At 66.8% G+C, this 22,323-nt stretch carries 23 protein-coding genes; 17 read left to right on the forward strand and 6 right to left on the reverse strand.

Annotation, left to right across the window (positions count from 1 at the left end; translation table 11 throughout):
- Nucleotides 1–179: 179 nt before the first annotated feature.
- Together V6D00_05325 and V6D00_05330 are read left to right on the forward strand one after the other, a co-directional pair.
- The gene (locus V6D00_05325) at nt 180–404 is read left to right on the forward strand and encodes a hypothetical protein (GenBank protein HEY9898582.1); all 225 of its coding nucleotides are present in this window, start codon (nt 180–182) and stop codon (nt 402–404) included.
- Nucleotides 401–1,345, forward strand: coding sequence for a prohibitin family protein (locus V6D00_05330; protein ID HEY9898583.1), 945 nt, complete (start codon nt 401–403; stop codon nt 1,343–1,345). The genes V6D00_05325 and V6D00_05330 overlap by 4 nt, the downstream gene beginning before the upstream one ends.
- Nucleotides 1,346–1,394: 49 nt before the next feature.
- Here V6D00_05330 and V6D00_05335 read toward each other — a convergent pair whose 3' ends face one another.
- The gene (locus V6D00_05335; GenBank protein HEY9898584.1) at nt 1,395–2,225 is read right to left on the reverse strand and encodes a DNA adenine methylase; all 831 of its coding nucleotides are present in this window, start codon (nt 2,223–2,225) and stop codon (nt 1,395–1,397) included.
- 275 nt (nt 2,226–2,500) lie between these two features.
- Here V6D00_05335 and V6D00_05340 point away from each other — a divergent pair, with 275 nt between their 5' ends.
- On the forward strand, nt 2,501–3,346 hold the full coding sequence (locus tag V6D00_05340) for a hypothetical protein (GenBank protein ID HEY9898585.1): 846 nt from the start codon (nt 2,501–2,503) through the stop codon (nt 3,344–3,346).
- Between the two features lie 53 nt (nt 3,347–3,399).
- Here V6D00_05340 and V6D00_05345 read toward each other — a convergent pair whose 3' ends face one another.
- On the reverse strand, nt 3,400–5,841 hold the full coding sequence (locus V6D00_05345; GenBank protein HEY9898586.1) for a vitamin B12-dependent ribonucleotide reductase: 2,442 nt from the start codon (nt 5,839–5,841) through the stop codon (nt 3,400–3,402).
- Between the two features lie 826 nt (nt 5,842–6,667).
- Between V6D00_05345 and V6D00_05350 the strand changes: the two genes are divergently transcribed.
- Nucleotides 6,668–7,162, forward strand: coding sequence for a helix-turn-helix domain-containing protein (locus V6D00_05350; GenBank protein HEY9898587.1), 495 nt, complete (start codon nt 6,668–6,670; stop codon nt 7,160–7,162).
- Nucleotides 7,163–7,234: 72 nt separating this feature from the next.
- Here V6D00_05350 and V6D00_05355 read toward each other — a convergent pair whose 3' ends face one another.
- A complete protein-coding gene (locus V6D00_05355; protein ID HEY9898588.1) occupies nt 7,235–8,404 on the reverse strand; it encodes an MFS transporter in 1,170 nt (389 codons plus the stop codon).
- Between the two features lie 296 nt (nt 8,405–8,700).
- Between V6D00_05355 and V6D00_05360 the strand changes: the two genes are divergently transcribed.
- The 9 genes from V6D00_05360 (at nt 8,701) to V6D00_05400 (ending at nt 15,668) form a co-directional block, all read left to right on the forward strand.
- Nucleotides 8,701–9,531: a cytochrome c oxidase subunit 3 gene (locus tag V6D00_05360; GenBank protein ID HEY9898589.1), complete on the forward strand. Its 831-nt coding sequence runs from the start codon at nt 8,701–8,703 to the stop codon at nt 9,529–9,531.
- A gap of 141 nt (nt 9,532–9,672) precedes the next feature.
- Nucleotides 9,673–10,473: a cytochrome c oxidase subunit II gene (gene coxB, locus V6D00_05365; protein ID HEY9898590.1), complete on the forward strand. Its 801-nt coding sequence runs from the start codon at nt 9,673–9,675 to the stop codon at nt 10,471–10,473.
- Between the two features lie 21 nt (nt 10,474–10,494).
- Nucleotides 10,495–12,081 carry a cytochrome c oxidase subunit I gene (gene ctaD, locus V6D00_05370; GenBank protein ID HEY9898591.1) on the forward strand — a complete coding sequence of 529 codons (1,587 nt, stop codon included), beginning with the start codon at nt 10,495–10,497 and terminating at the stop codon, nt 12,079–12,081.
- A gap of 18 nt (nt 12,082–12,099) precedes the next feature.
- Entirely contained in the window at nt 12,100–12,669 is a 570-nt protein-coding gene (locus V6D00_05375; protein HEY9898592.1) for a cytochrome c oxidase assembly protein, read from the forward strand.
- 19 nt (nt 12,670–12,688) lie between these two features.
- A complete protein-coding gene (locus V6D00_05380; protein ID HEY9898593.1) occupies nt 12,689–12,829 on the forward strand; it encodes a hypothetical protein in 141 nt (46 codons plus the stop codon).
- A gap of 46 nt (nt 12,830–12,875) precedes the next feature.
- The gene (locus V6D00_05385) at nt 12,876–13,826 is read left to right on the forward strand and encodes a COX15/CtaA family protein (GenBank protein HEY9898594.1); all 951 of its coding nucleotides are present in this window, start codon (nt 12,876–12,878) and stop codon (nt 13,824–13,826) included.
- Complete coding sequence (locus V6D00_05390; protein ID HEY9898595.1) at nt 13,823–14,749, forward strand: heme o synthase; 927 nt, start codon at nt 13,823–13,825, stop codon at nt 14,747–14,749. The genes V6D00_05385 and V6D00_05390 overlap by 4 nt, the downstream gene beginning before the upstream one ends.
- A 2-nt stretch (nt 14,750–14,751) precedes the next feature.
- Entirely contained in the window at nt 14,752–15,174 is a 423-nt protein-coding gene (locus tag V6D00_05395) for a cytochrome c oxidase assembly protein (protein ID HEY9898596.1), read from the forward strand.
- Entirely contained in the window at nt 15,171–15,668 is a 498-nt protein-coding gene (locus V6D00_05400; protein ID HEY9898597.1) for a hypothetical protein, read from the forward strand. Before V6D00_05395 ends, V6D00_05400 begins: the two co-directional genes overlap by 4 nt.
- On the opposite strand, the gene V6D00_05405 is transcribed toward V6D00_05400, so the two are convergent.
- The 3 genes from V6D00_05405 to V6D00_05415 form a co-directional block, all read right to left on the reverse strand.
- Nucleotides 15,661–15,867 carry a hypothetical protein gene (locus V6D00_05405; protein ID HEY9898598.1) on the reverse strand — a complete coding sequence of 69 codons (207 nt, stop codon included), beginning with the start codon at nt 15,865–15,867 and terminating at the stop codon, nt 15,661–15,663. The two genes, V6D00_05400 and V6D00_05405, sit on opposite strands and share 8 nt — an antisense overlap.
- A gap of 34 nt (nt 15,868–15,901) precedes the next feature.
- Complete coding sequence (locus V6D00_05410; GenBank protein ID HEY9898599.1) at nt 15,902–16,648, reverse strand: hypothetical protein; 747 nt, start codon at nt 16,646–16,648, stop codon at nt 15,902–15,904.
- Nucleotides 16,649–16,763: 115 nt separating this feature from the next.
- Nucleotides 16,764–17,459, reverse strand: a complete 696-nt coding sequence (locus tag V6D00_05415; protein ID HEY9898600.1) for a hypothetical protein — start codon at nt 17,457–17,459, stop codon at nt 16,764–16,766.
- Between the two features lie 147 nt (nt 17,460–17,606).
- Between V6D00_05415 and V6D00_05420 the strand changes: the two genes are divergently transcribed.
- The 4 genes from V6D00_05420 to V6D00_05435 all read left to right on the forward strand — a co-directional run bounded on the left by V6D00_05420 (nt 17,607) and on the right by V6D00_05435 (nt 22,320).
- Complete coding sequence (locus V6D00_05420; protein HEY9898601.1) at nt 17,607–18,194, forward strand: hypothetical protein; 588 nt, start codon at nt 17,607–17,609, stop codon at nt 18,192–18,194.
- Between the two features lie 137 nt (nt 18,195–18,331).
- Nucleotides 18,332–18,754 carry a hypothetical protein gene (locus V6D00_05425; protein HEY9898602.1) on the forward strand — a complete coding sequence of 141 codons (423 nt, stop codon included), beginning with the start codon at nt 18,332–18,334 and terminating at the stop codon, nt 18,752–18,754.
- 115 nt (nt 18,755–18,869) lie between these two features.
- Complete coding sequence (locus V6D00_05430; protein ID HEY9898603.1) at nt 18,870–21,119, forward strand: NADP-dependent malic enzyme; 2,250 nt, start codon at nt 18,870–18,872, stop codon at nt 21,117–21,119.
- A 49-nt stretch (nt 21,120–21,168) separates the two neighbouring features.
- Nucleotides 21,169–22,320 (forward strand): FAD-binding oxidoreductase, encoded by a 1,152-nt coding sequence (locus V6D00_05435; protein HEY9898604.1) that lies wholly within the window; start codon nt 21,169–21,171, stop codon nt 22,318–22,320.
- Nucleotides 22,321–22,323 lie beyond the last annotated feature (3 nt).

Raw genomic sequence — 22,323 nt, forward strand, 5'->3', positions numbered from 1 at the left:
TGTTGACATAATTGAAGCGAGGGGCCGCGGCGTCGGGAGCCGGAGTTCCTGGCGGCGCTTGCCTTCGCAGCTCGTCGTCCATCCGACGCCCTGCGATCGCGTCGAGGCGGGGTATGATGCGGGGGAGGCTCACTTGACTGTATTGCGGCTCCGCGTCGCCGGCAAGGAAGGATCTTCGGATGCGTTTTCTCTTGATCCTCCTGGGCGATCTGCTCGCGGTGGTGGCCGTCGCCCTCATCACGCGGGCGACCTACCGCGCCTGGGTCGCGCGCCGGCAGGCCCGCCTCTGCCCCAGCTGTCAGGACCTGGCCCTGCTGAGGGCCCACGACAACGTCTGCCCTGGCTGCGGGCAGCTTCACCTGGGCCCCTACGACCCTCTCGCGACTGAAAGGATCGATCCTTGAAGGAACTCCTGTCATCCAAGCCGTCCCTCACCAAGCCCGTGCTCGCAGGCGCCGGCCTGCTGCTCTTCACTGCCCTCTTGGCCTCGTTCGGGCTCGGGGCCTGCACGACCATCGAGCCTGGTGCCGTCGGGGTCAAGACGAATGTCTACACGGGCGGCATCGCCTCGAAGCCCCTCTCGGCGGGCATCCACTTCGTGGGCTTCGGCTCGGCGGTCTACGAGTTCCCCACCGTGGTCGACAACATCAACCTGGACAACCTCTCGGTCAACACCAAGGAGGGCCAGAGCATCTCGATCGACCTGAGAGTCCAGTACAAGCCCAACTTCTCGATCGACAACGACAACGTCGTGCGCCTCTACCAGCGCTACAAGAAGCCCTTCAACGGGGCGAACGGGCTCGTCAACACGCGCTGGGAGCCGGTCATTCAGCAAGCGGCGGGCTACGCCTTCAGCCAGTACGGCATCATCGAGGTCTACCAGTCGCGCGGCGCGCGCGTCGCTTCGTTGATGAAGCAGGTGCTTCAGAACGGCCTCAAGAATGACGTCATCGATATCGACGGGATCGGGGACGACTTCGTCTCCATCGAGACCGTGGCCGTCTCGGACATCGGCCTGCCCGAGGCCATCAAGCGCTCCGTCGAGATGAAGGCCCAGATCGAGCAGGAGACGCTCGCGGCCAAGCAGAACCTCGAGAAGTCCCGCATGGAGGCCGAGCGCCAGCGCATCGAGGCCCAGGGCAAGGCGGACGCCTCTTTGATCGAGGCGCAGGGGCGCGCCAAGGCCCGCGCCGCTCTCGGGATCAGCCCCGAGCAGTACACCAAGATCGAGATCACCAAGCTGCAGACCGAGGCGATCCAGAAGGCCCCGAACCTCGTGATCGTCCCGGACAAGGCGCTGCTCAACCTGGGGGACCTGGTCCAGCAGCACAAGGCGGCGAACTGAGCCAAAGCACGGGGGGCGATCCATCGGATCGCCCCCCGCTCGCTTTGCGCTAGTAGTTCAGGACGACCACTTCGCTGATGGCGCCTCGCTTGGCCGCATCCCGGTTGATGGCCCGGCGGCACCACACCTGCTCGATGCGGTAGCCCTCGTACAGCTCGCGGATGAAGGGGGTGTCCGAGTTGGAGAGCATGACCTTGGCCCCCTTGGCGTCGAGGGCGCGGAAAGCATCTGCCAGGCGGCGCTGATCATCCGGCTTGAAGTCGTCGGCGCCGTAGCTCGTGAAGCTCGAGGTGGCGCTGACCGGGTGGTAGGGGGGATCCATGTAGATGAAGTCCCCGCGCCGGGCCTCGGCGACCACGCCGTCGAAGGGGCGCAGCTGGATCGCGACGTTCTGGAGCGCGGCGCTGACGGCGTGCAGGTTGTCCTCGTCGAGGATCTTGGGGTTCTTGTAGTCGCCGAAGGGGACGTTGAACTGGCCGCGGCGGTTGACCCGCCAGAGACCGTTGAAGCAGGTCTTGTTGAGGAAGATCATGCGCGCGGCCCGCTGCACCGCCGAGAGGTCGGAGGAATCCAGCTCGCGGACGTGGTAGTAGAAGTCGCGGTCGTGGCGGTACATCCTCAAGAGCTCGATCAGCGCGGGGAGCTCGTCGCGGATCACCTGGTAGCACGCGACCAGATCGGGGTTGGTGTCCGAGAGGAGGGCCTTCTTGGGGGCCAGGTGGAAGAAGACCGCACCCGCCCCCACGAACGGCTCGAAGTAGCGGCTGAAGCGCTTGGGGAAGAGCGACTCGTACTGAGCGAGCAGACGCCCCTTCCCGCCGGCCCACTTCAGGAAGGGGCCCGCCTTGGCGGGGACGACGGCGCGGCTGATTCTCGACATTCCGGGCGGCTCCTTTGCAGCGACTGATCCATGGAGATAGCTGATCGATGTCTCCGACGATCTTTGTCTCGGATGATCCTTGTCTCGGATGATCCTTGTTTACAATAGCACGATCGCTCCATGGAGGAAAGCCCCGGAAGGTCGCTCAGATAGGGCTCAAACGTCCTCGTGTCGCCCGTTACCGGCGAGCTTGGATTTACAAAAATTGCGATTAGCACGGGAGGTTCTGGGCAAATGAGTCGTGTACGAGCCACACGCAGAGGGGGTAGACAAGGGTGCTGATCGAGCCCGCAGTCCACGAACGCTTCGTCCAAGACTTCGGCATCAACATGCTGAACACGTTGACCGTGAAGGATAACCGGCAGCTGGCTCACAAGCGGCGGATCTTCGTCTTCGACGAGCGAGGCGGGGTCTTCGGCGGGAGCGGCAGGACGCTGCAGGCGTACCAGAACCTCACGACGGGGGTCTTCCATTCGAACAAGCGGCGCATCGTGGGGGTGCGCTACCGGTGCCGCCCCAACACGCTGGAGGTGCCCGAGATCGGGGCCTTCCACACCCATCCCGTCGCGTTCTCGACGAGCGTGCGCCAGGTGCGCCAGCGGATCGAGCACCTCTTGTGGCTGAGCGACATGGACGTGAAGGCCTTCCTCAAGCAGTACGAGCTCTACGGCTACGAGTGGCACTTCATCGGCAGCATGGACATCGGCTGCTTCCACATCGACGACGTGCGCCGGGACCATCGCGAGCCGCGCGAGGTGATCCGCTACCCGAAGCTGGAAGAGGCCATGGCGGATCTGGCTCCCCAGATCCGCTTCTACGACCAGATCCTGCAGTCCAGCGCGAGCGCCGCGCCGAGCCACGAGGTGCTGGCGCACGTGATCCAGGACCTGACGGCCCAGAAGGGCGATCTGCTCGGCATCCTCGCCTCGCACGATCCCGAGGCGATCCCGCTGCTCGCGGGCAAGGTGGCCTCGCGCTTCCAGCTGCTGGGGTACTCGTCGCGCCAGGTGAGCACCCTGCTCAGGAAGACGGTCGGAAAGGCAGGCAAGGAGGCGACGGTGCTGTGCTTCCAGGACCACCTGGCCAGCGCGTACGACCGGCTCTCGGCGCTCTCCTCCTGAAGAACGACGAAGCGGCCCCCCGGCAAACGCCGGGGGGCCGCTTCGTCATCGTGCTACGAGCAGCGCGAGTAGCCGCAGCCGTGGCAGACCGCGCAACCCTCGCCGAAGGCGAGCGAGTGGCCGCACTCGGGGCACTCGGGCGACTCGCCGTAGACCTCGACCGCGTGCACGCCGTAGCGTCCGCTCACCGTCGCCTCGCCGGCGTAGGTGTAGGCCTCGACGGCCTGGGGCTCGGGGCTCGGCTGGACCACCGGCTGGGCCGAGAGGATCGCGCCGAGCTGGCGCGGGCTGTCCTTGAGCACCTTGCCGATGGCGTCGGGGATGCTCAGGGTCTGCTTGGGGCCGAAGCCCGAGGGGTTCGCGCCGCGGATCCCGATCAGCTGGGCAGCCAGCTCGTCCACCGGCACGTTGTACTGGAGCGCCAGGCTGATCAGCCGGCCGATGCCCTCGGACAGGGAGTTGAGCGTCCCGCCCGAGCGGCCCACGTTGGTCACCACCTCGCGGATGCCCTGCTCGTCGTAGTTGACCGTGGTGTACAGCTTGCCGTCGCCGGTCATGGTGACGCGGGTGAAGCCGTACAGGTCCTCGGATCGGGTGCGGGGGCGAGGCGAGAGCGCGTAGATGGGGGCCTGGGGCTCGAGCGCCGGGGCGATGGCCTTGGAGGGCTGCTCAGCCTTCTTGGGCTCGGCCTTGGGGACGCTCAGCGGCTGGAACTGGCGGCTGTTGTTGCGGTAGATGGTGATGCCCTTGCAGCCGGTCTGCCAGGCGATGGTGTAGGCGGCCTCCACGTCCTCGATGGTCGCGTCCTCGGCGAAGTTGATGGTCTTGGAGGTGGCCGAGTCGTTGTACTTCTGGAAGGCCGACTGGATCAGCACGTGCTCGCGGGGGCTGATGTCGTGGGCCGAGACGAAGACCTCGGCGGCCTTGGCCGGCAGGTCGAAGCCGTGCAGGTCCATGAGGCTGCCGTGATTGGCCTCGACGGCGGCCATCAGCTCGTCGCTGTAGTAGCCGTGCAGCTTGGCGTGATCGAGGAAGACCTTGTCCACGTCGACCATGTGGGTATCGGCCTGCCAGCGCTTGAAGGCCAGGGCGAAGACCGGCTCGCAGCCTCCCGAGGTGTCGGCGATGATCGAGATGGTGCCGGTGGGCGCGATGGTCGTGGTGGTCGAGTTGCGGATGCCGTACTCCTTGACCAGGGCGACCAGGTCCAGGTAGTTGGCCGAGGGGTGGCGGCCGGGGTTGCGATCGCGCTCGACGAAGAGGCGCTCGAAGAAGGCGTTGGACTCGCCCTCGTGGCCGTCGCGGCCGGAGAACGCGCCGCGGGTCTGCGCCAGCTTGATCGAGGCGAACTTGGACTCGAAGTCGATGAAGCTGAACAGCTCCTCGGCGATCGAGAGGGAGGCCTCGCTGCCGTAGCCGACGCCCAGGCGGAACAGCATGCGGGCGAAGCCCATCACGCCCAGGCCGATCTTGCGGGTCGCGAGGGTGACCTCGCGGATCTCGGGGATCGGGTAGTGGTTGGCGTCGATGACGTTGTCCAGCAGGTGGGTCGAGACGTGGATCGCCTCGCGCAGGGCGTCGTAGTCGAGGAAGGTCTTGCCGCCGGCGTCCATGCGCACGAAGTTCTCGAGGTTGATCGAGCCCAGGTTGCAGCTCTCGTAGGGGATGAGGGGCTGCTCGCCGCACGGGTTGGTCGACTCGTAGCCGCCCATCCAGGGCACGGGGCAGTAGCGGTTCATGCGATCGATGAAGACCACGCCCGGCTCGCCGGTGTTCCAGGCGCGCTGGATGATCTCGCGCCAGACCATGCGGGCCTCGAGGGTGCCCGCGATCTCTCCCGAGCGGGGGTTATGCAGGTGGTAGTGGCTGCCCGCCTCGAGGGCCTCCATGAAGGCATCGGTGACCGCCACGGAGATGTTGAAGTTGGTGAGCTTGGAGAGGTCTTCCTTGTGGCGGACGAAGTCGAGGATGTCCGGATGGTCGACGCGCAGGATGCCCATGTTGGCGCCGCGGCGCATGCCGCCCTGCTTGATGCTCTCGGTCGCGGCGTTGAAGACGTCCATGAAGCTGACCGGGCCCGAGCTGACGCCCTTGGTCGAGTTGACCAGGTCGTTCTTGGGGCGCAGGCGGCTGAAGGCGAAGCCGGTGCCGCCGCCGGTCTGGTGGATCAAGGCGGCATGCTTGATGGTCTCGAAGATGCCGCCCAGGTCGTCGGGCACGGGCAGGACGAAGCAGGCGCTGAGCTGGCCGGTGCGGGTGCCCGCGTTGGCGAGGGTGGGCGAGTTGGGCAGGAAGTCCAGCTCGTACATGAGGCGGTAGAACCTGGCCTCGGTCTCCTTCACCTCGGTGGGGGTGGCGCCGTAGTCGGCGTCGATGGCGGCCAGCGTCGAGGCCACCCGGCGGAAGAGATCCTCGGGCGTCTCGCAGACCGAACCGCTCTCGTCCTTGCGCAGGTAGCGCTTCTCGAGGACCGTGACCGCATTTTTGCTCAGCATGAATGACTCCTACCAATAACCGTAGCGTTGGCGATGAAAGGTTTGCGGGGTGTGGGGCGCGTTTGGGCCCGGGGGCCCGGCATCGAATGTCGAAGGCAGTGCGATCGCAGGATGCCCGGTAGCACGGAGGGTGGACGCTCGGCGGGTGTCGGGGGCGACACGCTACATCTAGTGTCCTCTCGCGCTTCGCTCACTATAGCACCGCTATATGGGCGTGTCCAGACAGTGAACTCGCCCGGATTGTCAAGTCTCGCGAGTAGTGCGGGGAATTTTCCGGGAGTAGAGCCCATGTGATCGCGATGTGACCGCGATCACCTCGACTTGATGCCATGTTGCCACAACACCGGGGCAACAAATGCGATCATGGGCGGATTACGGACGAGATTGATGCTTAATTCCGGCCTCGGCGCGCCCATGGCGTATCCGTCGCGCAATATTGCAGATGACGTGTCAATTCAGTACATCACGACGGCGATAACGCTATCGATTGACTTGTTGTCATGGCGGCGACGGGATGACGGATCCCCCTGATTCAAGAGGAGCGAGCCTCGAGGCTGCGGGTGACAACATTCGCGATCGCAAGAAATAATTGGCCCACCCGTGGGAACCGAGGCGAGGGGGGCGGAGTCGATAGAGGAAGCCGCGCCCGCGCCGCGTACACTCCGCGTGGTGGCCGTGGCCCGCGGGGCGCTGTCAAGGACGGAACGCTCACGGCCCCTTCACGATTAATTATCAATTAAACGACTTGCCAAGGCTCGGGGATTGATTCATAATTTTTATGAAGGGTTCTATGTATTGTGCCTGAGAGAGAAGGACGGTTCCCGACATGGTGAAATGGTTAGCCTCTCTGTTTCGTGCCATCCGCACCCTTTGGCAAGCCGGCCATGCCGGCAAAGAGGCGGCGACCTGGGTTCCCGATTCGCCTTCCCAGCTCATCACCGCCTGGCACCAGGCCCGTAACTCCCAGTCCCTGGGCTTCATCCTCAATCAGGCCCGGATCTCGAAGGGGCTCAGCTTGCTGCAGCTCCAGACCGGCACCGGCATCAACGCCACCTACCTCGTCAAGCTCGAGCACAACCTCATCAACCAGCCCTCGATCTTCGTGCTGGTGCAGCTTGCCGAGGCGCTGGACCTGGACCTCAGGCAGCTCATCCTGCGCCTCGACCCCCGGGCGTACAGCCCGGAGGATCTCCTGGCCCTCGAGCGTCGCTGGCGGCTGTGCCTCCTGGCTCAGCCCGGCAATCGCAACGGCATCCTGATGCTCGAGGCCATCTCCTTGATCTGGGCGCAGATCGGCACGCGGACCTCGGGCTCGCGCTGAGGCTTCCTCGTTGACAGGGCACGAGCCCCGGAGCGACGCTCCGGGGCTCGTTTCTTTGGTGCCGAAGAGCGGCTAGGTCGTGGTGCGCTCGTGCGCGCGGCCCTTCATGGTGAGGAAGGCGAGCGCCAGCGCGACGACCATCACGGCCGCACCCGCCTGGTAGGGCAAGCCGGGGGCCATGAAGTACAGGACGCCGCCGAGCGCGGGGCCGAAGACCCGGGCGAGCGATTCGCTGCTCTGCATGATCCCCATGGCCGTCCCCTGCCCAGCCGAGGCCCCGCGCGAGACGCCGGTCGAGAGCGAGGTGCGCAGCAGCGCCGAGCCCACCCCGAAGAAGCAGAAGGCCCCCAGCAGCTGCGAGGGGGTCTGCGCGAGCGGCGTGAGGACGAAGCCGACGCCGAGCACCGCGCACCCGGCGCGGGTGATGGTCGCCTCGCCGAAGCGCGTGATGAGCTTGCCGACCCCGCCGCCCTGAAAGCCCGCCGAGACCAGGCCCATGGCCATGAACATCAGGCCGACCTGGGTCATGGTGAGGGCGAAGCGGTCCTTGGCGAACAGCACGAAGGTCGCCTCCATGTTGGTGAAGGCGAGCATCTGGATGAAGGAGAGCAGGTAGAGGGGCCACAGGGTCAGCCCGGTGGTCCTGAGGGCCTCGAAGAGGCCGAGGCGCTCGGCCCCCGAGGGCTGGCGGGCGGGGAGGGCGAGGGCCACGAAGAGGGCGGTGAGGACCGTCAGGCCTGCCGCCACGAAGAACGGCAGGCTCGGGTTGTGGCCGCCGATCCCGCCGGCGATCCCGCCCAGGGCCGGGCCCACGACCATCCCGAGGCCGAGGCCTGCCCCGAGCATCCCCAGGGCCTTGGCGCGCGACTCGTCGGTGGTGACGTCCCCGGCGTAGGCCATGGCCGTCGGCAGGGCCGCCGCGCCGAAGGCGCCGCCCACGACGCGCGAGGCGAAGAGCACCCAGGTCTCGTGGGCCAACCCGAAGATCACGAACGACACCGCGAGTCCCGCGAGGCCCACCAAGAGGACCGGCTTGCGCCCGACCCGGTCAGAGAGGCGGCCCCAGAAGGGGGCGCACAGGACGTTCATGGCCGAGTAGGAGGCCAGCAGAAGCCCCACCGCCCGCGAGTCGAGCTTGAAGACGTCGACCGTCAGGTAGGGCAGGGCCGGGATGATGATCCCGAAGCCCGTCATCACGCAGAAGAGCGTGGCGAAGAGGACGAGGATGGTGCGTTTTTCCATGGAAGGCCTTTCCGGGCGATCGCGTTTTCCGGAGATCCAGCGGTTCTGCGCGTCGATCTGCTGACGGCTCATTGTAACACGCACCCCCGGTCGCTTTTGCCTCTACGCAATTTCCACGGATAGCTCCGAGATGCATCGGGAAAAACTACGTAAGTTTTCCGATTTTTGTGGGCAGCTAATCAAGGGTTGTGCTAAGATCCCGGGAAAAATACGGATGCTTCGACGCCAAACGCGCACCTCGGCGACGCGTCACATCCGCCGCAAAGCACCGGGAATAGCACGAAGGAGACGCACGCGTGAACCAATCCGCCCACGATCGGGGGCCCCTCGATCACCCGCACGTCGACACGAATCCCTGGCCGCCGGTCGCGGCCCTCGGGATCGTGCTGCTGGCGTTCGGCCTGGCTCTTTCGTTCAGCTTCAAGGCCATCGGCTATGCGATCCTGATGATCGGCACCATCGTGACGCTGCTCGGTACGATCGGCTGGTGGCGCGACCTCATCAAGGAAGCCAACACCCACACCCTGCTGACGGCCCACGCCGCCTCTGCCGTCCACAAGCCCGGCCAGGACATGAAGCTCGCGATGATCCTCTTCATCGCCTCGGAGATCATGTTCTTCGCGGCCTTCTTCGGCTTCTACTTCTACACCAGCGCGGGCGCCAAGGTGTGGCCCCCCGAGGGCACGCCCGAGGTCATCGAGTCGCTCTTGCTGCCCGCGATCCAGACCGTGATCCTGGTGATCAGCAGCTTCACCTACACCTACGCCGAGAGCGCCCTGATGCGCGACAACCGCAAGGGCCTCGTCACGGGCCTCGCCATCACCCTGGCGCTCGGCGCGATCTTCATCTCGGGCCAGGCCTACGAGTGGCGGCACATGCACCTGGGCATCACCGACGGCCAGCTCGGCGCGGCCTTCTTCATGCTCACCGGCTTCCACGGGCTGCACGTGATCGTCGGCGCGATCTTCATCCTGGTCAACCTGGTGCGCGCCATCAAGGGCGACTTCACCAAGACCGACCACTTCGCCCTGCAGGGTGCCGGCTGGTACTGGCACTTCGTGGACGTGGTCTGGCTCATCCTCTTCTTCGTGGTCCTGTACGTCCCACTCTACAATCTCCGGGGCTAAGAGCACCTAACAACACCAGGCATGTTACGACCACTGGCCGCCGGGGGCGGCTTGATGGAACAGTTTCGTTAGATGCTCCGCCCCCCGTCACCGCAGTATTCGCCCTTTACTTGGAGGCAAGCAGTGCAAGTTCGATGGCCATTGCCACGTAATCTCGTCGTCGGGGTGAGCGCCCTGGCCGCCAGCATGTCGGCGCTCCCCGCCCAGGCGGTCGGTGGCGTCGTCAACGCGACCTCGATCGCCGACCGGGTCGACGGGGTCTACAACCTCATCTTCTGGATCACCACGGTGATCTTCATCGGGGTCTGGGTCGCCATGGCCTTCGTCCTGGTGCGCTTCCGCGCCCGCGAGGGCGGCAAGGCCCAGCAGATCCACGGCAACACCGCCCTGGAGATCGTCTGGACGGTGATCCCCGCGATCATCCTGATCGCGATCGCGATCCCGACCTACAAGACCATGAAGTACGTCGAGAACGCGCCCAAGCCCGACCTGACCATCCAGGTCGTCGGCCACCAGTGGTTCTGGGAGTACAAGTACCCCGACAACAAGGTCGCCGTCTCGAACGCGGACCTGGTGCTGCCTGCCAACAAGGTCGTCAAGGTCCTGGTCTCGTCGGCGGACGTCGTCCACAACTGGGGCGTCAGCGCCCTGGGCTTCTCGATGGACGCCATCCCCGGCCACATCAACGAGGGCTGGCTCTACGTGAAGGAGCCCGGCGAGCACGAGGGCTTCTGCCGCCAGCTTTGCGGCACCCTGCACGCCAAGATGACCACCAAGGTCCGGGCGCTGCCGGACGCCGAGTGGCAGGCATGGATCAAGGAAAAGGGTGGCGTGATCCCCGCCACCTACGACCTCTCCGAGGGTGAGACCAGGCCCAGCGTCACGATCCCCGTCGCCGAGGCCCCGATAAAGACCCCCGACCAGGTCAGAGCCCTGCGTTAGGCTTGAGAGGTAGTTGATTCGATGAGCACCCAATCCGCGAGCGTGCACCCGCACGCCCCCACCGTGCCCACCTGGATGAAGTGGCTGACCACGACCGATCACAAGAAGATCGGCATCATGTACGTCTTCATGGCGTTCTTCTTCTTCATGCTCGCCGGCTTGTTCGCCCTTCTGGTGCGGGCGCAGCTGCTCTTCCCGGGCAATACCCTGCTCACCCCCGACCAGTACAACCAGATGGTTACGATGCACGCCTCGGGCATGATCTTCTTCGCGGTCATTCCCTTGCTGGTCGGCTTCGCCAACTACACGGTGCCCATCATGATCGGCGCGCGGGACATGGCCTTCCCCCGGGTGAACGCCATCGCCTTCTGGATGCTGCCCTTCGGCGCCATGATGATGATGTCCAGCTTCTTGCTGGGCGGCGCGGCGGCGGCGGGATGGACCGAGTATCCCCCGCTCTCGGGCGGCTTCTTCTCGCCGGGGCGCGGCGTGGACATGTGGATCCTGGGCCTGCACGTGGTCGGCGTCTCGTCGATCATGGGCGCGATCAACTTCATCGTCACCATCCTCAACATGCGCGCTCCCGGCATGCGGCTCCACAAGATGCCCCTGATGGCCTGGACGGTGCTGGTCCAGTCCTGGCTGCAGCTGATCGCGACCCCGGTCCTCGCCGGCGTCCTGACCATGCTGCTCTTCGACCGCAACTTCGGCACCTCCTTCTTCCGCCCCGAGCACGGTGGCGACCCGCTGCTCTGGCAGCACCTCTTCTGGTTCTACTCGCACCCGGCCGTCTACATCATGATCCTGCCGGCCTTCGGCATCATCTCCGAGATCCTGCCCGTCTTCTCGGGCAAGCCCATCTTCGGCTACCTGGCCATCGCCTACTCGTCGGTCGCCATCGGCGTCCTCGGCTTCGTCGTCTGGGCGCACCACATGTTCGCCACGGGCCTGCCCGTGAGCATCCGCATGGTGTTCATGTTCCTCACCATGCTGATCGCGGTGCCCACCGGCATCAAGATCTTCAGCTGGGTGGCCACCCTGTGGGGCGGCCAGATCCGCTTCACGATCCCGGCCCTGTTCGCGATCGCCTTCGTGGCCTTCTTCCTCATCGGCGGCCTATCGGGCATCTTCCTGGCCTCGGTGCCGGTCGACGTCCAGCTGACCCACACCTACTTCGTGGTCGCCCACATCCACTACGTGCTGTTCGCAGGCTCCATGCTCGGGATCTTCGCGGCCATCTACTACTGGTTCCCGAAGATGTTCGGCAAGCTGCTCGACGAGAAGCTGGGCCTGGCGCACTTCTGGCTCACGATCGTCGCGATGAACGTCACGTTCTTCCCGATGCACGTGCTCGGGATCATGGGCATCCCCCGCCGCTACTACACCTACTCGGCGCACCTGAGCGAGGTCGCCACCATCAACGGGATCGAGTCGATCGGCTCGTTCGTGCTGGGCGTGGCGCAGTTCATCCTCATCTACAACGTCTTCGTCTCGCTCAAGAAGGGCAAGACCGCCGGCGACGATCCCTGGGGGGGCAACACCCTCGAGTGGACGGTCTCGTCGCCGCCCCCGGACAACAACTTCGACGTCATTCCCACCATCCGATAGCACTTGCAGGGACCCGCGATGCACACCGACGAGCTTCACCACCAGGCGATCAAGGCCAAGAACGGCAAGACCCTCAAGCTGCTGGGCCTGGTCGTCGTGGGGATGACCCTCTTCGCATGGTCGCTGGTCCCGCTCTACCGGATGATCTGCATCAAGTTCGGGGTGGGCAACGCCCCCCAGCGCCCGAACCTGGCCAACGTCTCCGCGGGGGTCGGCGATCGCACGGTCATCGTTCGGTTCGTCGGCATCACCACCGCGGGCACCCCGGCCACCATCGAGCCCCTGGAGGAGCGGGTCGTCGTCAGGGTCGGCGAGACCCGCGAGGTGAAGTATCGCTTCAAGAGCCTCGTCGACCATCCCTTCGACTTCCAGGCGGTCCACAGCGTCACGCCGCCACTCGAGGACAAGAATTTCCACAAGCTCGAGTGCTTCTGCTTCACCAAGCAGACCCTCAAGCCGCGCGAGACCCGGATCATGCCCCTGAGCTTCTGGGTCGACCCCGCGATTGCCGCCAAGGTCGATACCATCACCCTGCAGTACACCCTGTTCGCCCTCAAGCCCGAGCGCCTTTCAAGGCAGCCGGGCTAGCTGATACGAGGAGATCCCGATGGTCACCGAAGAGGCCCACGTCACCGCCTACCAGGCGAAGAACCGCATGCTCGGCCTGGTCATGCTCGGCCTGATCGCCGGCATGTTGCTGCTCGCTTACTTCACCCGCGGCATCCTCTTCCACTCGGTGTTCAAGTAGTCGCTCCTGAGGCCTGCGCGGTCCCGGTCACCCGAAGGAGAATCCCTTGCCAAGTCCTTCTGAAACCTTTCGACGCTTCAGCCCGCTGAGCGTGGGCATCGTCGTCTTGACCTACTGCCTGATCCTGCTCGGCGCCGTCACCCGCCTGATGGGGGCGGGCCTGTCCTGCCCCGACTGGCCCCTCTGCAACGGCAAGTGGATCCCCACCTTCGAGGGCGGGGTGATCTACGAGTGGCTCCATCGCCTGGTCGCGGGCACCGTCAGCATGCTCTTCATTATCATGCTCGTCTGGATCGTCGTGGATCCCGCCCTTCGCCGGCGCCTCTGGAAGCTGGCCCTCATCGCGGTCGGGATCCTCGGCCTGCAGATCACCCTGGGGGCGCTGACCGTCACCAAGCTGCTCAAGCCCCTGGTCGTGACCATGCACCTGGGCATCGGCACCCTGCTCTTCTCGACCCTGATCGCCATCGCGGGGGTCTCCCTGGTCGCGGCCAAGGACCTGCCGCCCGCCTCGGAGCAGCCCAGGGGGCTCAAGGGGCTCGCGGGCGTGACTCTGGTCGCCGTCTACGGCCAGATCCTGCTGGGCGGCCTGGTGGCCTCCAACTACGCGTCATGGGCCTGCCCCGACTTCCCGACCTGCCAGGGCATGTGGTTCCCGCCGCTCACCGGGTTCATCGGCCTCCACATGATCCACCGCTACGGGGCTTACGCCGTCACCCTGATCGCCCTGGGGCTCTTCGTCGTGGGCTTCAAGGCCTCGGGCCCCCGCGTCCGGCTGGGGATCCGGCTGGTCTTCGGCATGGTGTGCGCGCAGATCGCGCTCGGCATCGCGAACGTCCTGCTGAAGATCCCGGTCGAGCTCGCGGCCGCCCACAACGGCCTGGCCGAGGCCATCCTGGCGAGCCTGGTGGCCCTCAACTTCGCCCTCCATCACCGGGGCGCCGGGCTACCGGCGCCTGCGCCGCAGGCCCCGCGCGAGGAGGCCCCGGCCCGATGAGCGCAGTCCAGGCGACCTCGCGACCGTCGGCCTTCGCCGTCCTTCGCGACTACTACCAGCTCACCAAGCCCACCATCGTCATGCTGATGCTGGTGACGGGCCTGCCCGCCATCCTCATGGCAGGCAACGGCTTCCCCTCGCCGCGCCTCATGGTCGTGGCCCTGCTGGGCACCGCCATGGCCGCCGGAGCGGCGAGCGTCCTCAACCACTGGTACGACCGCGACATCGACGGGCTCATGGAGCGCACCAGCCACCGCCCGATCATCGCGGGCACCGTTGGGCCCAACCAGGCCCTGGCGTTCGGTCTCACCATGGGCACTCTCTCGATCCTTTTGCTCGGCCTCTTCGCCAACTGGCTGTCGGCGGGCCTGGCCCTGACCGCGATCGTCTACTACGTGCTGGTCTACACCGTGTGGCTGAAGCGCCGGACGCCGCAGAACATCGTCATCGGCGGGGGAGCGGGCGCCATGGCGCCGCTCATCGGCTGGGCGGCCATCACCGGGACCGTGGGTCTCCCCGCGTGGCTGATGTTCCTCGTGGTCTTCATGTGGACCCCGCCGCACTTCTGGGCGCTCGCCCTCTACCGGCGCATCGACTACGCCAAGGCCGGGGTGCCCATGATGCCGGTGGTGGCGGGCGAGGATTCGACCCGCCTCCAGATCCTGGTCTACACCGTGCTCCTGGTCGCGACCAGCCTCGCCCTCTACGCCACCAAGGCCTGCGGGGCGATCTACCTGGTGGGGGCCCTGGGGCTCGGGGCGAGCTTCACGGCGGGGGCCTTCAGGCTCTACCGCGAGAAGACCGATGCCGCCGCGAAGAAGCTCTTCATCCAGTCGATCTTCTACCTGTTGATCCTGTTCGTGCTGCTGTTCGTGGACGAGCTGGCGCGCCTCGCGCTCGTCGCCACGCACCACGGAGGCTAGCCATGAGAATCAGGACCCTTTTGCTCGCGTGCGTCGCGCTCGGCGCCCTCTGCCCCTCGGCCGGGGCCGGGGTTCGCGAGGTGAACGTCCACTTCCGCGGGACGGTCGAGGCCGGGATCCCCCTGGACTTCGGCCCCGCCCGCCCCGCGCTCAGGGTCAGGCTGGGGGAGGCTCGCGGCATCCCCTACCGCCTCACCAACTTTACGAAGGAGCCGCTGCGCCTGAGGGCCACCCTCAAGGTGGAGCCCGCCGAGGCCGCGAAGGCCTTCAAGGTGCTGGGGGGCTTCGCCCGTGCCGAGGTGGTCCTCAAGCCGGGCGAGAGCAAGCTCGTGCCGCTCGACTTCGTGATTTCGCCGGGCCTGCCGAGCTCGGCGCCCGAGCTGACGGTGGCTTTCGCCCTGGAGAAGGCCGAGGGGACGAAATGAACAACGGCAAGCTCGTCATCGTCGGCATCTTCGCCTGCGTGATCGCGGGCGGGCTCTGGATGCGCAGCGCCGCCTCGCGCCAGTGGGACACCACCCTCGACTTCTACCGGGGGCACCGGCCGACCCTCGCGCGGTACGAGGCCCTTCACCGGCGGGTCCGCGAGATGCAGCTCGCCCCGTCGCGCGACAGCCGGACCCTGGCGAACGAGGCCCGGCGGCTCGCAGCCGGCGCGCGAGCAATGGAGGCACCGAACGGCCGCACCATGCGCACCCAGGAGAGCGAGATCGCCTACGCGGAGCAGGTCGAGTCGTGGGCGCAGGAGCTTCGGCGCACGGGCCGCTCGAGCCTCGAGGCCTCCCCGTCCTTCTTCGACCTCGAGGCCGCCTACGGCGCCCTGATCGGGCAGGTTCGGATGGACGACCCGGACTACCCGTTCAAGGTGCCGCCCGCGCCGGGCACCATGCCCACCCCCAAGCCCCGGCGAATCATCTAGTCGGCGTCTCCGGCTCGGGGCGCGGGGGCTCGGGCTCGGTGGCGACGAACTCCTCCTCGTGAAGCGGGGCGCGGTACTTGAGGGTGGTCCAGATGACCAGCCCGAAGACCAGGGCCGCGAAGAGCACCATCCCGACGCCGAAGAAGAAGATCGCGGCGTTGGCCTGGAGCCAGTTGCCGGAAGAGACGGCCACGGGCATGGAGGGGCCTCCTTTCGCGTTGCGTCTCGAGCCGTCAGGGCTCCGAGGCGTATTGCCGGCGCAGGTGCTGGTACTCGTCCCAGGTGATCTCGCCGCGCTCGTAGCGCGCGCGAAGCTCGGCGCGCCCGGCTCGGATCAGCTCGCGCTCGGCGGGCTCGGTCGCCTCGAAGGCGAAGTGGGCAGTCGCCGCCTGCGAGGGGACCGTGGTCAGGTAGAGGTAGGTGACGGCCCCGTAGAGGATCAAGGCGAGCAGGATGGCGCTGCCGTTGCCGCCGTAGGCCTCGCCATGGATCGAGCCGTTGAGCATGGCGATCGCCACGTAGGAGAAGCCCATCACCGCGCCGTAGAGGAAGTGGCCGATGAGCCGCACGAAGGCCTCCTGGGGGCCGTAGTGGATCCCCCAGATGCCGGGGTCGGCCTCCTGGCCCTCCCGGATGTGGGGGTTGAGCTTTCGCCCGATGCTGATGAGCGGCATCGAGAGGAGCCAGTGGTAGATGCCGAAGCCCGTCCCCACGAAGGCCGCGAGCCAGAGGACGCCGCTCAGGCCCAGGTAGGCGAAGAGGCCGGCGTAGACCAGCCCGAAGATCACCCCGACCGCGAGGTGCATCAAAAGCCCCACCGTGGCGGCATTGCGGTCGATCTTGGGCATGAAGATGCCGCCGAGCAGACGCCCGAAGTCGATGTGGACGAACCCCAGCGCGAGCATCAGGGTCATGAAGCCGGTGAAGGCGGTGGTCGCCCAGAGGGCCGCGGCGATCGCGTTGTAGAGGTTGAAGGGCATGCGGAGCCTCCTCTCGATGCGCCTCGCGCGGGAATTGTAACAAAATGCGAAGCATTGGCCTAGTGCGTTCCACCGGAAAAGTAGGCCCCCGGCCAGACGGCCAGGGGCCAGTGCCTCACTTCGCCCGCTTGGCGTGGGGGATGAGCCCCAGGTCGTTCATGTGGCTGCGCACACCCGCCAGGTAGCCGGCGGCGCCGACGGCGAGCAGCAGGATCGAGCCCACCGAGAACCAGCCGACCTGGCCGGCGAGCATGCTGAGGGTCCGCGGATCCAGCGCGAGGCCGCCCGGCACGAAGACGCCACCCTGGGTCGCCTGGGCGCCTGCGACCGCGCCGGTGGTCGCGCTGGCGGCCATGGCCCCTGTGAACAGGCCGAAGAGCAGCGGCAGGGTCATCACCAGCGAGGCGTAGATGATGCCGTTGACCGCCGCCGGGTAGCGCGAGCGCAGGTTGGAGGTCCAGCCCGCCAAGAGGGCCCCGACGAAGGTCGAGACGAGCATGATCGCCCCGACGGTGAAGCCGATGGTCGCGGCGGGCTGCGCCGGGTTGATGGCCCGAGCGGCGATCGCGAGCGCCGAGAGGATCGTGGCGCAGGCGAGGTAGGCGAAGAACCCGCCCCAGATGGATCCCCAGTGCACCAGGTCGTTGCCGAAGGGCTCGACCTTCTCGTAGCGGGTGACCGCCATGTTCTCGACCATCTCGGGGTGCGCGGTGGTCACGTTCCGCGCCAGGAGCATGTTGCGGCGGATGTCGAGGTCCACGTCGGTCGCCGTGGGCGCGTCGGCCTCCGGGCGATGGTAGTCCCGTTCCATCCTGAGCCTCCTTTCCACTCCCTTGGGGAGTTTCGTCGATGATGCCGGCAACTTAATATAGCTTCACGCCGTTGACAAGCGCCGCTTTTCCCCTCGAAGCGGGCCGGTGATGCGCCATTTCGGCCAGTCGTTTGGTATCCTTGGGGCATGGAAAGTGATGATCCCCTCTCTCGCGAGGCCTTCGTCCGCCAGGGGGCTGAAGAGCTGACCCAGCGCTTCGGCATGATGTTCGGGGCGTGGCTCGGCCTGTCTCCCAAGGCGCCGATCGAGGCGCCGAGGCGCGCCGTGCTGCGGCCGCCCGGCGCCCTGGCGGAGGCCGCCTTCCTCGCGGCCTGCACCCGCTGCGACGCCTGCGCGGCCGCATGTCCCGCGTTCGCCATCAAGGTGGCGGGGCGAGGCGAGGCGGCCGCCGAGGGCACCCCCTTCCTCTTCGACGTGGCGCGCTCGCCCTGCATCCTGTGCGTCGATGCGCCCTGCATCGCCGCCTGCGAGCCGGGGGCCCTTTCGAGCGCGAGCATGGGGATGGGCCGCGCCGAGATCGCCTCGGATCGCTGCCTGGCCTTTTCCGGCACGGCCTGCGCGGCCTGCGTGGAGGCCTGCCCGCTCGCAGACGAGGCGATCGTCTCGCGGGATGGCCTGCCCATCGTGGTGCCTCTGGGCTGCGTGGGGTGCGGGCAGTGCGTGGGGGCGTGTCCGGCCCCCGGCGGGGCGATCGCGGTTCGGCCGCTGCCGTAACGATTCGTTGCAGGGGGATCTAACCTTGCGAGCTGTGGTAGAATGTCGCAGGAAGCGAACGAGGGCTTTGTCCTTCGCCGCGACCGGCGCCCCAATGCCGCAATCTTTCTCGATTCCTAAGGAGTGAACTTCTCGCCATGATGCTCGCACTCGCCTCGTCTGCAGCCGGCTTCGGCCACCTCGTGAACGGATACTGGTATCCCGGCGCGACGGGCCAGCTCGTCCTGCTCTACGCCTTCACGGTCCTCTTCACCTTCATGGGCTCCTTCTGGTTCGGTCTCGCCTTCAAGCAGCGCCCCATGCGCTCCTGGATGGAGGGCGCCCTCAAGGCGACCATCGCGTGGACCGTGGCCATCGTCGCGGCCGTCCTCGTGCCCATCGGCCTGTACGGCGCGGGCGTCGGCGCCCTGACGGACAAGGTCGTGGGCGGCATGACGATCACCCCGTTCATCGCCGAGAGCATCGTGGGGTCGCTCGCCTTCGGCATGACGATCACGGTCATGGTCCTGGTCGTGGCCTTCTTCTACACCAAGGGCGCGGCCTGGTTCCTCAAGTCCTAGGCCGGGGGTGACCCCCTAATCACGGAGGCCCCGCTCGATTTCGAGCGGGGCCTCCGTTTCTTCGCGGAAAACCGCGCTATAATTGATTTCCAGCCAATAGAAAGAGAGCCTTCCCTTGAAACGCGATGCCCTGGAGTACCACTCGCGAGGTCGCAAGGGCAAGATCGAGGTCGTTGCGACCAAGCCTTGCCTCACCCAGCGCGACCTGTCCCTCGCCTATTCCCCCGGCGTCGCCGAACCCTGCCGCGCCATCGTCCAGGACCCCGAGGCGGCCTACGAGTACACGGCCCGCGGCAACCTGGTCGGCGTCATCACCAACGGCACGGCGGTGCTGGGCCTGGGCGACATCGGTCCTCTGGCGGGCAAGCCCGTGATGGAGGGCAAGGGCGTTCTCTTCAAGCGCTTCGCGGACCTGGACGTCTTCGACATCGAGGTGGACGAGAAGGACCCCGAGCGCTTCATCCAGACGGTCAAGTCCCTCGAGCCCACCTTCGGGGGGATCAACCTCGAGGACATCAAGAGCCCCGAGTGCTTCGTCATCGAGGAGCGCCTCAAGGCCGAGATGGACATCCCGGTCTTCCACGACGACCAGCACGGCACGGCGATCATCACCTCGGCGGCCCTCTTGAACGCCCTCGAGATCACCGGCCGCAAGATCGAGGAGGCCAAGGTCGTCTTCTGCGGCGCCGGGGCGGCCGCCATCTCGTGCGCGCGCCTCTTCGTCAAGCTGGGGGTGCGGCGCGAGAACCTCGTGATGGCCGACAAGGACGGGGTGGTCTACCGGGGCCGCACGGTGGGGATGAACCCCTACATGGCCGAGCTCGCGGCGGACACGCCCCACCGCACCCTGGCCGAGGCCATGGTGGGCGCCGACGTGTTCGTGGGCCTCTCCACCCGCGGCGTGGTCACCCCCGAGATGGTCAAGACCCTCGCCCCGCGCGCCGTCCTCTTCGCCCTCGCCAACCCCGAGCCCGAGATCACCTACGAGGAGGCCAAGGCCGCCCGCCCCGACATCCTGATGGGGACGGGCCGCTCCGACTACCCCAACCAGATCAACAACGTGCTGGGCTTCCCCTACATCTTCCGCGGGGCCCTGGACGTGCGGGCCCGCTCGATCAACGACGAGATGAAGCTGGCCGCGGCCCACGCCCTGGCGGATCTCGCCAAGCAGGACGTGCCCGACCAGGTGCTCGCGGCGTACTCGTCCAAGCACCTGGAGTACGGCCCCTCCTACATCATCCCCAAGCCCTTCGACCCGCGCGCCCTCCTGTGGGTCGCCCCGGCCGTCGCCAAGGCCGCCATGGAGACCGGGGTGGCGCGATCGCCCATCGAGGACTTCGATGCCTACCGCGACAGCCTGGAGAAGCGCTTCGGCCAGCGCCGCGCCCTGATGCGCTTCATCACCAACCGTGCCAAGCGCGATCCCAAGCGCATCGTCTTCCCGGAAGGGGACCAGGAGAAGATCCTGCGCGCCGCCCAGATCATGCTCGACGAGGGCATCGCGCAGCCGGTACTGCTCGGCGACCCGGTCAAGATCCGCCTGGTGGCCGAGCGCCTCAACCTGACCCTGCAAGGCGCCGAGCTCGTCGACATGCACAACGAGCCCGCGCGGCACCGCTACGCACAGCTGCTGTTCGAGCAGCGCAGCCGCAAGGGCGTGACCTTCCAGGACGCCTCGCGGCTCATGCACCAGTCCAACTACTTCGGCACCATGATGCTCAAGTGCGGGGAGGTGGATGGCCTGGTCTCGGGATTGACCTACGACTACTCGGAGACCATCCGGCCGGCGCTCCAGATCATCGGGCCCCGCAGCGATCGCTCCATCGTCGCCGGTATCTACGTGCTGGTCTTCAAGGATCGCCTGCTCTTCCTCTCCGACGCGACGGTCAACCTGGAGCCCACCGCCGATCAGCTCTGCGAGATCGCGGTGGGAAGCGCCGCGACGGCGGGCTTCTTCGGGGTGGAGCCGCGCATCGCCTTCCTCTCGTTCTCCAACTTCGGCAGCTCCACCCACCCCTCGGCCCTCAAGATGAAGCGGGCCACCGAGCTGACCAAGGACATGCTGCCCACGGTGGTGGTGGACGGCGAGATGCAGGCGGACACCGCCGTCCATCCCCCCTCGGCGGATCCCTTCACTTTCTCGGCCATCCAGGGGGACGCCAACGTGCTGATCTTCCCGGATCTGCAGAGCTGCAACATCGCCTACAAGCTCTTGCACCGCATGGGCGGGGCGGAGGCCGCGGTCGGCCCCATCCTGATGGGCATGGCCAAGCCGGTGAACGTCCTGCAGCACGGCGCGGACGTGGACGAGATCGTCAACGTCACGGCCATCACCGTCAGCGAGGCTCAGCGCTTCCCGCTCTGAGCGGGGGGCTGCTACAATCGAGACGCAACGTGAACAAGCGAGGAGAATGATGGAACGCGCGCAGGCCGTCGTCATCGGCGGAGGGATCATCGGGGCGTCGACCGCCTACCACCTGGCCCGCATGGGCATGAAGGACGTGGTCCTGCTGGAGAAGGAGCTCTTCTTCGGCATGGAATCCACGGCCAAGTGCGCCGGCGGCATCCGGGCCCAGTTCTCCAGCGAGGTGAACATCAAGCTCTCGCTCGCTTCCATCGCGCACTTCGAGCGCTTCGCCGAGGAGATGGGCGCCGACGTCGAGTTCCGGCAGGTCGGCTACCTCTTCATGTCCACCACCCCCGAGGCCTGGGATCGTTCCCAGGCGGCGGCCGCCTTCCAGCGCGCGCACGGCGTGCCCGTCGAGCTGATCGGGCCCGACCGCGTCCTTGAGCTGTGCCCCGAGCTCCAGGTCTCGGACGTGCTGGGCGGAAACTACTGCGCCATCGATGGCCTCGCCGACCCGCACGGCTTCCACCAGGCCTATCTCAAGGCGGCCCGGTCCCTCGGCGTCGGCATCCACGTGGAGCGGCCGGTCATCGGCTTCGAGACGGCGGGGGATCGCGTCGTGGCGGTCAAGACGGCCAAGGGCGACATCGCCTGCGACACGGTGATCCTGGCCTCGGGCGCCTGGACGGGCGAGCTGGGCCGGATGCTCGGCGTGGACATCCCCGTCGTCCCGGTGCGGCGCCAGATCATCACCACCGCCCCCTTGCCCTGGATCGATCCGCGCTGGCCCATGATGGTCGACAACGGGACGGGGATCTACATGCACCCCGAGTCGGGCGGGATGCTCCTCGGCCTGGCCAACAAGGCCGAGCCCGCCGGCTTCAACACCACCGTGGACGAGGCCTTCACCGTGCAGATGGCCGAGGCGGCCTTCAACCGGATCCCCCGCCTCGAGGAGGCGTCGATCAACGCCGCCTGGGCCGGCCTCTACGAGGTCACCCCGGACCACAACGCGATCGTCGGTCACCTGCCCAGCTTCCGCAACGCCATCGTGGCGGCGGGCTTCAGCGGCCACGGCTTCATGCACGGCCCGGCCTGCGGCGAGGTCGTCGCCCAGCTCGCGCTCGGCCAGACGCCGGGCATCGACGTGTCGGCGCTCGGGATCGAGCGCTTCGAGGGCGAGGGGGCCCACGGCCTCGAAGAGGTCATGGTCATCTGAAGC

The organism is Pantanalinema sp., from assembly GCA_036704125.1.
GTDB lineage: Bacteria > Cyanobacteriota > Sericytochromatia > S15B-MN24 > UBA4093 > JAGIBK01.

Excerpts from the sequence above, each read along its gene's own strand:
- V6D00_05350 (HEY9898587.1), top strand. The coding sequence starts at position 6,668 with ATGGTGAAATGGTTAGCCTCTCTGTTTCGTGCCATCCGCACCCTTTGG.
- V6D00_05400 (HEY9898597.1), top strand. The coding sequence starts at position 15,171 with ATGAACAACGGCAAGCTCGTCATCGTCGGCATCTTCGCCTGCGTGATC.
- V6D00_05345 (HEY9898586.1), bottom strand. The coding sequence starts at position 5,841 with ATGCTGAGCAAAAATGCGGTCACGGTCCTCGAGAAGCGCTACCTGCGC.
- V6D00_05410 (HEY9898599.1), bottom strand. The coding sequence starts at position 16,648 with ATGCCCTTCAACCTCTACAACGCGATCGCCGCGGCCCTCTGGGCGACC.
- V6D00_05405 (HEY9898598.1), bottom strand. The coding sequence starts at position 15,867 with ATGCCCGTGGCCGTCTCTTCCGGCAACTGGCTCCAGGCCAACGCCGCG.
- V6D00_05425 (HEY9898602.1), top strand. The coding sequence starts at position 18,332 with ATGATGCTCGCACTCGCCTCGTCTGCAGCCGGCTTCGGCCACCTCGTG.
- V6D00_05355 (HEY9898588.1), bottom strand. The coding sequence starts at position 8,404 with ATGGAAAAACGCACCATCCTCGTCCTCTTCGCCACGCTCTTCTGCGTG.
- V6D00_05435 (HEY9898604.1), top strand. The coding sequence starts at position 21,169 with ATGGAACGCGCGCAGGCCGTCGTCATCGGCGGAGGGATCATCGGGGCG.
- V6D00_05375 (HEY9898592.1), top strand. The coding sequence starts at position 12,100 with ATGCACACCGACGAGCTTCACCACCAGGCGATCAAGGCCAAGAACGGC.
- V6D00_05415 (HEY9898600.1), bottom strand. The coding sequence starts at position 17,459 with ATGGAACGGGACTACCATCGCCCGGAGGCCGACGCGCCCACGGCGACC.
- ctaD (HEY9898591.1), top strand. The coding sequence starts at position 10,495 with ATGAGCACCCAATCCGCGAGCGTGCACCCGCACGCCCCCACCGTGCCC.
- V6D00_05390 (HEY9898595.1), top strand. The coding sequence starts at position 13,823 with ATGAGCGCAGTCCAGGCGACCTCGCGACCGTCGGCCTTCGCCGTCCTT.
- V6D00_05395 (HEY9898596.1), top strand. The coding sequence starts at position 14,752 with ATGAGAATCAGGACCCTTTTGCTCGCGTGCGTCGCGCTCGGCGCCCTC.
- V6D00_05380 (HEY9898593.1), top strand. The coding sequence starts at position 12,689 with ATGGTCACCGAAGAGGCCCACGTCACCGCCTACCAGGCGAAGAACCGC.
- V6D00_05325 (HEY9898582.1), top strand. The coding sequence starts at position 180 with ATGCGTTTTCTCTTGATCCTCCTGGGCGATCTGCTCGCGGTGGTGGCC.
- V6D00_05420 (HEY9898601.1), top strand. The coding sequence starts at position 17,607 with ATGGAAAGTGATGATCCCCTCTCTCGCGAGGCCTTCGTCCGCCAGGGG.
- V6D00_05335 (HEY9898584.1), bottom strand. The coding sequence starts at position 2,225 with ATGTCGAGAATCAGCCGCGCCGTCGTCCCCGCCAAGGCGGGCCCCTTC.